Raw genomic sequence first — 13,806 nt, forward strand, 5'->3', positions numbered from 1 at the left:
TTTGTTTCCAGGCATTAAGAATTTCTTTCCTTGCTTGTTTGGTAAGGGCCTTTATCTGCTTAGTTAACTGACGTTGCTCTTTAGGAGTCAAACCTATTACGGAAGAATAACTTTCTTCATAGAGCGCTACCGTAGCCAATGCATCATCTTTGGCTAAGACACGTTCTTGCTCCAAGGTCAACGCCGCCGTGGCTGCTTTTTCCTCGGTCCAAGTCTTGTTAATGTTTTCTATGACTTGTAAAGCGCCATCAATATCTTTAGCCGCACGTTTTTGTTTGGCTTGCGCTAAGAGTTGATGGATTTGATAGCGTTGCTCTTTGGATAAGTCATCTCCTACCAAGAGCATATTCTCTTCCATTTGGGTGATATTTGCATCTATAATCTTAAGCCAATATGCATTTTCTGCTTTATGTAAGTCAGGCAGTTCTGCCCAAGTAACAAATTGGGTGAACTTATCAGCCAGTTTATCTTCACTATTTGCAAGTTTGTTCAAAGTAGCCTCGGCTTTATCTATTTCCCGCAAGATGGCTTTGCATTCTTGCGTAAAGAGGTGCCCTTGATCTTGCGCCATACGCTGTTGATAAGATTGGCGTTGGCGAGCCAAAGCCTCTAAGTGCATGTTGACATTGTTGTCAAACAACGCTTGGTTTTGCGCTTGCGACCGTTTATTGAGGGCCCGTGTATAATCTATTCTCTTGGACAAGGTTCTCAATTGCGTTTGCACTTGCCCTTTGGTAAAGTCTTTGCCGAACAAGATCATGGTGCCTAATATCGGGGTGGAAATCAGCGCGCCTTGCGGAGAATAAGGCCGGTGAGCAGCAGCGGTCACTTCATCTACCACATTCACTCGGGTATTGGTTGCATTCGGATTAGGGGTGGTGTCATCCGGATTGGGTTGGAATGTATCCCCGTATTTGTCTATCTCGGCCTGTTGTTGTTTTTCTACGGTGCTGTGCATCATATATTCTTGCAACGGAGCCATAGCCGCATCACCTAAGTACCACCATGCAAAGAATTTTAAGTTGGCCCAGTATGCTTTGCCGGACCAAATGGCAAAATTGGTAAATGTGTTCCAGCCGCGATGCAACGCATTGTTCCGTAATACTTGACGGGCTGAAGGCGAAGTGGCGTTGCGGGTTAATTGCAAGGGCATATCAAAACCTTCCGGCATGCCGACTGTGGCGGACATGCGAAGGCCGGAAGTCCCACCTTTGGATAGTATTGCATATGCCGCGTTAATTTCAGCCATTTTGTTAGAAGCAAAAGCGATTTCCGCTTCGGTACCGGTAGCCATCCAACGATCAGGGGCCCATTTAAGTGCAAGTTCGCGGTAGGCTTTTTTCAAAGATTCTTTTGTGATATCTCCCTCTAATCCAAGTATTTCGGCGGCTCTTTGTTCGGACATGGTGCTACTAACCGTTTGTGGGTTGGAAAATCCGCCTCGTTTCCCGTTGAACCAACGAGAGAAATGGAATGGGTGGATCCATTCCGGATGGGTATAATTAAACGGGTTAGGATTAAACCCCGGCATGCTTTCAAATTTTTTCCAAACAGCGATTTTATCTGCCGTGGAAAGACTGCGAGTGTTAGATATCGTGCTGGTTAGTTCTTTGCCGGCCAATGTAAATACGCGATCCCCTTGAACCAAGGTTATACGTTCAATTTTCGGTGTTCCGTGCCGCAAGCCGTTCCATACACGGCCCCACCAATTAGCACCGTGATATTCCGCACCGGTGATATCCTGCGCCATGGGACTATAGTAATCTAAACCTAACCGGGAAACGGGGGCTTGTATTTTTTCTGTCGCCTCCACGCCTTCTAACGTGGTGCGTGCGGCTTTTTGTCCGTTGACAATATGCTCACCGGATTCCGCGGTATAACGGACGGCTCTTTCCGTTCGGGTAGCGAAGATGGTGGCATCTACATGTGTCGCGCGGAAGTTTGTGCTGCCATAGTGCCAGCCTTGTTGGACCGTCTTGCCAAATCCGGCCAATTTCTTGCCTTCGTCAGCCGCTTTGGCTACTTCAACGGCTTTAGGCATCATAACGATTGCACCTTGTGTCATTCGCAACGCGCGGACACCAAATATAAGAATTTCTCCCCCATATACCCAGAAGGCGGCTCCAAGGAGTATTTTCCCATATATTTTGGTTGTTTTCCAAATATCATCCCGCTTTTCTTGGCGGTAGTCAATGCCATTGTTTAGATATACATCCGCTATCCCGCCTTTGGAATCAAACATAAATACCGGAATCGTTCCCGATGGAATGGTTTGATTGTTATCGGCCACAAATTGATTACGGTGCATATTGGTAAGGGTAATTAGGTGTTGGGGATCGGCGGCATATCCGTTATCTGTCCACACCGTATTGGGCTCCTGTAACGGTAATAAATTATCAATGGCTGTTGCTAATTGGTTGCGTAATTCTTGCACTTGGTACGCATCTAATCCGTATCGTTTCCGCTTGCGAGGTGTTACGGAGGAGAAGGTTCTCCCTCTGGGGGCCATGGCGGCATATAAGTCCACCGCGTACGCGGCTAATTTTTGCCGGCTTTCATCACTAAAGTTTATATGGTTTGCTACGCTATCGAGTTCTTGGCGTTTGCTGTTTTCCAGAGAAGTTTTCCATGAATCGGGGGCATATGACACCCAGTCATCCATAACAGCTTTCGTTTCCCATTTATCTACTACATTAAGTAGTCCGGCCGAAGAGAGGGCTAATGCCCGCGTGGCTGTTGTATAGGTCGGGCCGGCAAAGGAAAGCAGCTGAAGTTTTAATTGGCGGATAGCATCCTTATGTAATAGATAGATTTTTGCCGTTTCCGTAGCGGTAGCAAATAAGGTTTGCAGAACGGTTTTGTATTTGACGTCAAATTTGGTTACATCATCTTCATCATCCGGGTTTTCTTTGCCTTCCAAAATTTCTACCATGGAGGACATTTCGTTGGGAAAATCAGCTAACAAAGCATAACGTATGGCGTATTGCGTGTGGAAATCTAACAGGGCGAATTCGCTATCTCCGGGTTTAGATTCGTTATACAATTCCTTGAATTCGTCCATAAATTCATCCATAAACTTGCGGAAGATGCTTTCATCTTTGGAAACGGAACGCTTCGTTTCTGTTTCTTGGAATGCCTCCCACCCGTTGGGGATGGTATCTTCTTCCATAAAAGGACGTTTGAAAGAATTGCAAAATGCTTCATAATTGGAAATTACATTCACCGGAGGTTCCGCCATTTCTATACCCCGTCCGGAAAGAGAAAAGGTACTTGATAAACCGGTGCCCACATGGTTTACATATTGTCTGTACATTTCTTTGGTGGGGCGGATAAAAGTTTGGGTGGTTTGCGTTTCTTCTATCCGTGTTGTGAACGGATCTTCTACATTGATTGCTGCATATAAGCGGTGAATTTCGTAAAGTAAAATGCGTAGCGTCCCGAAAAAAGCAATGGAAACCTCTCGATGGGGAAGCACCGTTTTTTCTTTAAGCAATTCCATTGCGCAATTGGTTAAGAAACAGGGCGTTACCGTTTTATTTGCGAGAGATTTAGCCTTGCGATAAATAGCAAAATTGGCTTCCTTTTTCTCGTAGTTATTGAAAAATTTTACATAGGCCGGAGTGTCCAACCGTTCTAAACTATGCAGGACTCTCACTTGCAAACGCGGCAGTAATGAAGATAGGTACGGAACATTGACCAATCCGGATTGCGCACTAAGTTCAATTTGGTGGAGTTCATTGAATATCACTTCCGCCGCAAAGACACTTTCCCACGGATTAAACGGTTCTTCAATAGGGTCTATTTTTTCCACCAAATCTGTAACTTCGTATTTATTGGCCGCCAATTCTTCCAAAAACGTAGAGAGTTGGCTGCCTGTTTTTTCATCAAAGTTGCTGATATCCGGGTGAAAAGGGGAAGAAGATGTCTCGTTTTGTAGGGCATGCAAACTGGTCACCACGTTGCTTAAGGTATAAAATCCCGTGGGGTCTTCCCAGGGATTAATAGAGTTATACATTTCCATCAGTTTTTGTTTTTGCTCTATACGGCATTTGTCTAATTCTGTTTGTGTTTGAGCAGTGGAGCAGGTAGGATCCGATTGGATAAATTGTTTATATACAGTTTGGGCTAAAGAACGTGTGATGTCTTGCGCAATATCGTTTGAGCGGGTATTTTGTTGGGCCCATAATAGTTCAGGGGAAATGACGTTAAACATAAAAACGAAAATTAAAATGCGGCTTATCCACGTTAGCATAAAGGGCTCCTTGATATATATACTTATATTATTATTATACGGGTTCCTGTTCATTTGAAAAGACCCGTTTTGACAAGAAAAAAGGCCTATGCCTCTTTAGGGCTTTAGGCCTAGAAAAATATCCCCCGGATTAAGCCGGGGGATAGTAAATTACGAATTTATTAGTCGCCTAATTCATTGTCTTCATCCATTTCTATTATGCTGCCGGTAGATTTCGATGAAGACTCAATTTGGCTTCTTTCATAGACATCGAGCATCGTTTCGATTTGTAACCACAGATTGGTATAAATGTCTGTATACCGAATTTGTAATTCCGGTAACGTCAGTTCTTTTTGTTTCCAGGCATTAAGAATTTCTTTCCTTGCTTGTTTGGTAAGGGCCTTTATCTGCTTAGTTAACTGACGTTGCTCTTTAGGAGTCAAACCTGTCAAACCTATTAAAGAAGAATAAGTTTTTTCATAGAGCACTACCGTAGCCAATGCATCATCTTTGGCTAAGACACGTTCTTGTTTCAAGGTCAACGCCGGAACCGATTTTTCCCCTGCGATAATGAGGTTGATTTGTTCTATGTCGCTGACTGCACTGATATCCTTAGCCGCACGTTTTTGTTTGGCTTGCGCTAAGAGTTGATGGATTTGATAGCGTTGTTCGTTGGGCAAGAAATCTCCTGCCAAGAGCATCTTCTCTTCCATTTGGGTGATATTTGCATCTATAATCTTAAGCCAATACGCATTTTCTGCTTTATGTAAGTCCGGCAGTTCGGCCCAAGTAACAAATTGGGTGAATTTATCAGCCAATTCGTCATTACTATTTGCAAGTTGGTTCAAAGCGGATTCGGCTTTATCTATTTCCAGTAAGATGGCTTTGTATTCTGGCGTAAAGAGGTGCCCTTGATCTTGCGCCATACGCTGTTGGTAAGATTGGCGTTGGCGAGCCAAAGCCTCTAACTGCATGTTGACATTGTTGTCAAAAATGATTTGATTTTTGGCTTTGCTCCGTTTGAGTAACGCGCGGTTCAGTTCCATTTTCCTGGCGGCAATATTGACAGCCGTCTCATTATAAAATTTCTTATCAAATAGGAGCATTCCCGTTAAGACGGGGGCTACCATCAGACTCCCTTCCGTGCTTGATAGTTCACTGCGCTGTATCGTTGAAATCGGATAAAGGAGATGACTTGCCGGTGAATGATCAGCAAGTTCCGAATCTTCCGGTTGGGTGGCATAGGCGGGATTATACGCTTCGGCTTGTTCCTGGGCTTTGTCCGGAATTGCGATGGAAGTATAATACCCGCGCAGTGGGGAGAGTGCTATATCTCCCAATTTCCACTTAGTAAAGAAACTGGCGATGGAGAAAAGCGATTTGATTTCGCTATTATGTATCAATTGAAACCAAATCGGCAAACTTTCGGTCTGTCCGGTTTGAACCAAGTGGGCGGCTAATGTTTGGCCTATATCTATATCGGCATTGGCCGCACCGATACCGATTCCGCCGGCCTTTGCGGATAAAGGATTAAACGCGGCTTCTTCAACCAGAGCGATATCGCCACCCCAAGTAGGGGTAATTGCCAACGAGATACCGTTGGCGTTGGACGGAATGGTCGGATTGAGTAAACGAGTGCTTCCGTTTTGCCCGACTTTAGCAAGGGCTTCATCTAAAGCAAGGTTATATTGCTCGAGAGTCAAGGTCCTTGTGCCAATAGTGATTTTTTTGCCGGCATTTGTTAAGGCATTATAGGCTTCGGCGGCAATTTTGAATTGTTCTTCCGCTATCATATCACCGGGGTTTCTGTCGGGGTGGTATTTCATGGCTAATTTACGATAGGCTTTCTCTAGGACTTTTTTGGAAGCACCGCGTTCAACCCCCAAGATTTCATAATAATTCGGGAATCCGCCTTTACCCAAAGCCATTTCTTCGACTTTTAAGAAATTTAACCGTTGATAAAAATCTGTCGGGTCAATACGTTCCCAAGCCTTACCGTTAAAAGCCCAATAGTCAAAGAATTCACTGCCGGCTTTGTCGGCTTCAAGAGCTTTGCGGGTTGCGTTGAAGAAATCAGCGGTACGGTCCGCCTGCCACATATTCTTAATGCCTTGTTTAATATTCCAGGACAACGCCCTTCGCGGAATGTCCATATTGGCTTCCACCCACTCTATAATCTTCATTTTATCCGATTGGGAAAGACGGCCGACTTCTTTACCTAAAATTTTCTTCAAAGTTTCTTTTCCAAGCGAAATCGGCTTGCCGTAAGCCAAAATCGTCACTTCTTCGATGTTTGATGGTCTCATAAACGGTCTTTGCCACCACCTTGCTGCGCCTTTTACATCGGTCAGATTTCCCACACCAAAATTAGTGCCGTTGCGCGTTACCGAGGTGGGTATTTGAGGAACTTTGTTTCTTTGGAGGGGATTTGTCCATTTTTTTGCTTTGGCCGTATTCCTGCCAATTGCAGCGGCGCCCGTACCGGTGCCCGATGCTGTTTGGTTGGCATATTTAACGTTTTCTATACGGGTCGTGGATGCCCACTTATATTTGGTACTCGTATTAGCCAGGCGTTGTGCTGCGGCAAATTTGCGGCCGACTCCTAATGTGCCACCCCATTGGGTGCTCCAAAAGGTAGCGCGACCGACGATGACATAATTGCGTACCAGACTAATACCCTTAAACACCAATTTGAACGCACCGCCCAGCACAAACCATTCTATAATGTCAAACACAAAGGCTGCACAGGCGGCTTCTTGTTCGGCATATACTTTGTAAGCGTTGGGAGTGTTATGCGGTTCTACGTTAAAGACTTCTCCGTTGGAATCGTAGAAATAGAGGGGCACAATGCCCTCTTTATACATAAAACCGGGTTGCCCGTCGGTTTTGGGAGTTTTGTAAGTTATGTCGTTAGTGCACATATTTTCCCGTTCAAATTTTGGGCCGGGTACATATTCAACAGGCGCCCGATGGCTTTCCGTATGCTCTACGCGGACGCTGGTCGGGGCTGTCACCGGCAAAAACATTTCAATAGAATCTGCTAATTGATCGGACAGTGCCACCATTTGTTGGCTGTCCAATCCGTAAGTCTTTTGTTTGCGGTTCGGGGCGGAAAAACCGGCCGGATGATACGGCGCATCTGTTTTCCATTGCATCGGGGCATAAATATCTACCGCATAACCGACCAATTTCTGCCGTTGATCATGCGAAAAACCCAATTGCGGATAGGCGTGGCTGTCGGTCTCTCCCCAATAAACGGGGTTGGCATTATAGTTCATAACGGCCGCGGCTCCGATGGCCATGACGCGTCTGGCCGTTGTGCGACATCCGGCTTCTTGCATTAAAAATGATTTGACCGCATTTAACGTGGCTGGGGTAACCAGATTGCTTTGTGCCGCATATGGGATAGAAGCAAAGAGTACTTCCATGAAATCTCGGGCCGTTACATCGTTTATGTCTTCAATATTGTCCCGGCTGGGTTGCTCAACGCCCTTCCCTCCGAATGATTCCGATACCAAATTGCCAATGTTTGCTAGGGTTGCATCCCCGGAGGATGGTGCATCCAGTTTGGTGAATTTATCTAAAAGTTTTCGTAAATATTCGGGATGATTCCCTTCCAATGCATACGTGACAAAATATTGTATTCGTGTTTGCATTTTCGCATAGACATGGGGGAGCTCTGAAGAATCCACATAGTGTATGTCCCGTAAAGCCTTATCAAGAATTTGTAGGGTTTGATCTTTAGTGATGAATTCGTCGTCCGCTATGCGTCTTATTTCTTCGGATAAATAATAGTCAGACGGGATGGTAATATCCGGTTCTTCCATATATTCCATAACATGTTGGGCATACCACTGCCGGTAAGAAGGAATTTCTCCTTCAATTTTAATACGTTTTTTTTCAACGTCTTGTACAAATTTTTCGTAGGCTTCTTTTTTGGGGCGTAATTTCCAAACCGTTATGTCTGTATTTCCGGTAGTTACGTGCGTGTGAAAGGGGATGTTTAATGCTTTCATCCATTGATCAAGCACGAGTATTAACCTGCGTAGTGTGCCAAGGATGACGATATCTTCACCGGGAGCAAACTCTTCCAATAGTTTTGGTTCTTCTTCCTCATCATTGTTTCTTGATAGAGAGGGCAAAGAGTTTGTCGGTAGATTATGAAACACTTTATTCTGAACCATCACCGCCCGCAACCATAACCGAAGAATTAGGGGTTTAAGTTCCTCTATCTGTTCCGGCGATAAATTTTGAATGGAAGTAGCGGCTAATTCTTGCGTGATGACATCTGCCGCATAAGCGGAAATTGTTACGGAATCGTTATCAAATCGGTCTAGCGGGTCCAAAAATTCCATGAGATCTTCAAGGGAGAAAATTCCGCGTTTTAATTTGGCTAAAAAATCTGCCGGGGTGGTTACATCAAAATCGTCTATCGTTGCGTTTGCGGCAGAGGCTTTCCATGGGTCCTTGCCGTGTGGATTGAATTGGTTGGCGAGTTTTTTGTCCCGCAACAGGCACACTTGATAGGAAGTAAGATTTTGGGTGTGCGGAAAGCGGGTCCATTTGGCGACAGTAAATCGTTGGCCCCAATCATGCATGGCCTCTAAGAGTCTCCATAAGGCCCGTAGCGCATCCCCTTGTCCGTTTGTGTCCAAGATATTATACATATCACGCAGAGAGCAAGCGATGTCGGCATAGTGCTCACGTAATTTGCCGACGTCTTTGGCACTTGTTAAATCTTCTTTATCTATTTTGTGGAGGAATAAGAATGTGGCATAATCTAAATCTTTTGCTTCCCATTCGTCTTGCGGGGCGTGCGTAATAAGCGAAGGCAAATCTGAATCTTCTTCATAAGAGTTTTCTATTTCTTCTTGAAGGTTGTCTACAATTTGCTGACGCAAAGAATTTGGCGTTGCGGTAGCCGATTCGGCCCACAATAATTCGGGGGAAACGGTATTAAACAGAAAAACGAAAATTAAAATGCGGCTTATCCACGTTAGCATAAAGGGTTCCTTAGCATATACATCTGTACTGTTATTATACTGTTTTTCGTCTATTTGAAAAGACCCGTTTTGACAAGAAAAAAGGCCTATGCCTCTCTGGGGCTTTAGGCCTAGAAAAAATATCCCCCGGGTTAAGCCGGGGGATATGGAACGGAACAATCTATTGAATTCCAAGTTCGTTGTCTTCATCTATTTCCGTTATACCTTTGGTGGTAACTTTTGATGAAGGCTTGTCTTTGGCATAGGCACTAAGCACCGTTTCGATTTGTAACCACAGATTGTTATAAATGTCTGTATACTGAATTTGTAATTCCGACAACGTCAAGTCTTTTTGTTTCGAGACATTAAGAATTTCTTTCCTTGCTTGTTTGGTAAGGGCCTTTATCTGCTTAGTTAACTGACGTTGCTCTTTAGGAGTCAAACCTATTACGGAAGAATAAGTTTCTTCATAGAGCGCTAACATAGCCAATGCATCATCTTGGGCTAAGGCGCGTTCTTGCTCCAAGGTCAACGCCGCCGTGGCTGCTTTTTCCTCGGTCCAAGTCTTGTTAATGTTTTCTATGACTTGTAGAGCGCCATCAATATCTTTAGCCGCACGTTTTTGTTTGGCTTGCGCTAAGAGTTGATGGATTTGATAGCGTTGTTCGTTGGACAAGCCATCTCCTACCAAGAGCATATTCTCTTCCATTTGGGTGATAGTTGTATCTATAATCTTAAGCCAATATGCATTTTCTGCTTTATGTAAGTCCGGCAGTTCGGCCCAAGTAACAAATTGGGTGAACTTATCGGCCAGTTTATCTTCACTATTTGCAAGTTGGTTCAAAGTGGCCTCGGCTTTATCTATTTCCAGTAAGATGGCTTTGCATTCTTGTGTAAAGAGGTGCTCTTTATCTTTCGCCATACGCTGTTGATAAGATTGGCGTTGGCGAGCCAAAGCCCCTAAGTGCATTTTGACATTGCTGTCAAACAGTGCTTGGTTTTGCGCTTGCGACCGTTTATTGAGAGCCCGTGTATAATCTATTCTCTTGGACAAGGTTCTCAATTGCGTTTGCGTTTGGCCTTTGGTAAAATCTTTGCCAAACAAGATCATAGTGCCTAATATCGGGGTGGAAATTAAAGCCCCTTGGTAAGCAGTACGTTGGCTGGCAGAATTATTGACATCGCTTACCACATCCACGCGGCCTTCTGCTGCATACGGATTGGGCGCCGGATCTGACGGATCGGGTTTGAACGAATTGCCATATTTATCCATCGCCTCTTGCGTTTGAGTAGTGATGGTATGATCCATCATCGCCCATTGGGCCGGATAAATGGCTTTATCCCACAAGTGCCACAAGGTAAAGAATTTTAAGTTGGCCCAATACGATTGCCCAAACCAAGTGGCGGCATCGGTAAATGTGTTCCAACCGCGATGCAACGCATTGTTCCATAATACTTGACGGGCTGAAGGCGAAGTTGCATTGCGGGTTAATTGCAAGGGCATATCAAAACCTTCCGGCATGCCGACTGTGGCGGACATGCGAAGGCCGGAAGCCCCACCTTTGGATAGCATTTCATATGCTGCGTTAATTTCAGCCATTTTGTTAGAAGCAAAAGCGATTTCCGCTTCGGTACCGGTAGCCATCCAACGATCAGGGGCCCATTTAAGTGCAAGGTTGCGATAGGCTTTTTTCAAAGAGGCTTCTGTGATGTCTCCCTCTAATCCAAGTATTTCAGCGGCTCTTTGTTCGGACATGGCATTACTGCTAGTGGTACCCGGTCTGGAAAAACCGCCAAATCCGCCCTTTCTTCCGCCAAACCACCGGCCAAAATCAAAAGGATGTAACCAGTTGGGATGGGTATAATTATACGGATTAAGGCTGAACCCTTCCATCCCTTCAATTTCACGCCAGATCGCAATTTTATCACTCGTAGAGAGCCGGCGGGTATTGACGCCTAATTCACCTAATCTATTGGCATTGAGAGTAAATTCTTGTCCGTTTTGGAAAACGGTTACGCGTTCAATTTCCGGCGTTCCGTGCCAAAAGCCGTTCCATGTACGGCCCAACCAACCTTTTCCGGCATATTCCGCGCCGGTAATATCCATAGCGGTTGGGTTGTAATACCCGGAACCATAACGTGTAACAGGGGCTTGTATTTTTTCTGTCGCTCCCACGCCTTCTAACGTGGTGCGTGCGGCTTTTTGTCCGTTGACAATATGTTCACCGGATTCGGCCGTATGGCGGACGACTTCTTCGGTCCGGGTGGTGGTAAAGGTAGCCCCTACATGGGTGGCGCGGAAGTTTGTGCTGCCGTAGCGCCAACCTTGTTGGACCGTCTTGCCGAATTCGGCTAACTTTTCCCCTTTATTAGCGGCTTTAGCGGCTTGGAAGGCTTTGGGCACCATGACGACGGCGCCATGTGTCATTTGTAAAGCGCGGATACCGAACATAATAATCTCTCCGCCAAAGGCCCATAATGCGGCTTCAAAAAGCAATTTAACATAAACTTTTGCTTCTTCCAAGCGGCGTTGACGTTGGTTGAGTGCATTCAGCAAATACACATCAAACACGTTGTTGTTGGAATCAAACATAAATACGGGAATAGTACCGCTGGAGAGTTCTCCGTTGGGGAGTTGCCCCGTGAATTGGCCGCGGTTTAAATCGGTAATGGTAACGAGATGTTCCGTATCGGCGATATAACCATGTTCGTTTGTCCATACAGTATTGGGCTCTTGTAACGGACAAAGATTGTCAATAGCATTTGTCAGTTGGTCAGAGAAAGCCAACATTTGGTCAGCATCCAACCCATAAGTTTCTTGGCTGCGGTTGGGAGACGATACGAACGGACGTACCCGATACTGCATGGGAGCATACAAATCTACCGCATAGGCGGCTAATTTTTGGCGGTAGTCATCGTTAAACGCTAAATTGTTGTTAACGGAAGCATACACGCGTTGTTGTTCGTTTAACCACTCGTTATTGTAGGGATTTTCCATAGCGTTCCATTTTTGTGAAACATGGAGCAACCCCGCCGCACTTAATGCCAAAGCACGGGTAGCTGTTGCGTTTTGCGGCCCGGCTAAGTTTACTAATTCAAGTTGCAATAAACCGACCGTGGCATTGTCTATCGGATATATTTTGGCAGTTTCCGTTATGGTGCCGAATAAGGTCTCCAAAATACTGCCGAATTTCAGTTTGAAATCTACGATATCTTTTTCGTTTTCCGGGGCTTCATCTCCTTCCAAGACGGCAACCATAGTGAGAATTTCAAGGGGGAACCCCGCCAACAAAGCATAGCGTACCACATATTGGGTTTGCAAATTGAGGAAAGCATAGGCGCTTTTGCCGGGTTTGGCTTTTTTATGAAATTCCTTAAATTCATCTATAAATTTCTTCATAAATTCACGGAAAATGCTTTCATCTTTGCTAATCGTGCGCGTGCCGCTTACTTCTTGGACAACTTCCCACCCGGTAGGGATAGTTTCGCCTTGGGCAAGGGGGCGTTGGTAAAATTGGCAGAAAGAGTCATAATCCAGTTGAAGTAGGCTAGGAAATACTGTACCCAGTTCAATATTGTTAGTGTTCGGCGTCATGGTGTGCATTTCCTCTAATCGGTTCTTCGCCTTCTGATAGGTTTCTTGGGTCGGGCGGATAAACGGGATGGCAGATACTGATTCTTCCCATTTGACGGTCATGGGGTCTTCCAAGCCCATTTCTTGATACAAACGGTGAATTTGGTAAAGCAGAATGCGTAATGTACCGCGGAACATGATGCTATCTTCCGGAAACCATGGTTTAGAACTGTTGAGTTGCGTATCTATGGCTTTGTCTTCGTCTCCCTCCGGCGACTCAAAGCGATTTAAACGATACAAGGCCCGTACTTGTATGCGCGGTAATGTAAGCGCAAATGCCATAGGATCTATTTGCCCGCTTTTTAACCCGGATAAACTTTGATTTAACGTATTTAATATAACTTCCGCCGAATAAGCACTGATAAGCGGAGAAAATTGTTCTTCAATAGGGTCTATTTTTTCTATTAAATCGTTCAAATCATATTTATTAGCGGCTAATTCATCTAAAAAGGTCCTTCCTTTGAGCTGCTCCTCGCGCAAGGCCATATCCGGGCGCGGAGCAACATAAAGGGCATCGGCAACGGGTTCCATAGGTTTGAAACGAGGATTTGAGAAGTCGGCTGCTGCTGCTAACTCGTTAAGGCGTTTACGATATGCAGCCCGTAACGAATGTAATTGTTCCACTACGGTTGCAAGCATAGAAAAACCGGCCATATCTTCAATGGCATTGATGGAGTTATAAAGTTCCATCAGTTTTTGCTTTTGCGTGGTATAGCATTTCTCCAATTCTTCCGGCATAACGCCTAGGAAACACGAAGAATCGATCTCATGAACTTGTTCTCGGACCGCTAATGTTAATGAACGCGAAATATCCGCGGACAAATCGTCGGGGCGGGTATTTTGTTGTGCCCACAAGAGTTCGGGAGATATCGTATTGAAGATAAAAACAAAAATTAAAATGCGGCTTATCCACGTTAGCATAAGAGCCTCCTGAGTATATACATCTATACTGTTATTAT

2 protein-coding genes and 1 pseudogene are annotated in these 13,806 nt (G+C 45.0%); all 3 read right to left on the reverse strand.

What is annotated here, in order from left to right; genetic code table 11:
• A partial coding sequence (locus ACQY3H_RS04435) for a DnaJ domain-containing protein (RefSeq protein ID WP_428075268.1) occupies positions 1 to 4,252 on the reverse strand: 4,252 nt, incomplete at its 3' end.
• 1,700 nt (positions 4,253 to 5,952) lie between these two features.
• Positions 5,953 to 6,159 (reverse strand): annotated as a pseudogene (locus ACQY3H_RS04440) (DnaJ domain-containing protein); the annotation flags it as partial.
• Between the two features lie 3,235 nt (positions 6,160 to 9,394).
• Positions 9,395 to 13,768: a DnaJ domain-containing protein gene (locus ACQY3H_RS04445; RefSeq protein ID WP_428075270.1), complete on the reverse strand. Its 4,374-nt coding sequence runs from the start codon at positions 13,766 to 13,768 to the stop codon at positions 9,395 to 9,397.
• Positions 13,769 to 13,806 lie beyond the last annotated feature (38 nt).

Source organism: Candidatus Avelusimicrobium luingense, from assembly GCF_902757105.1.
In the GTDB taxonomy this organism is placed as follows: domain Bacteria; phylum Elusimicrobiota; class Elusimicrobia; order Elusimicrobiales; family Elusimicrobiaceae; genus Avelusimicrobium; species Avelusimicrobium luingense.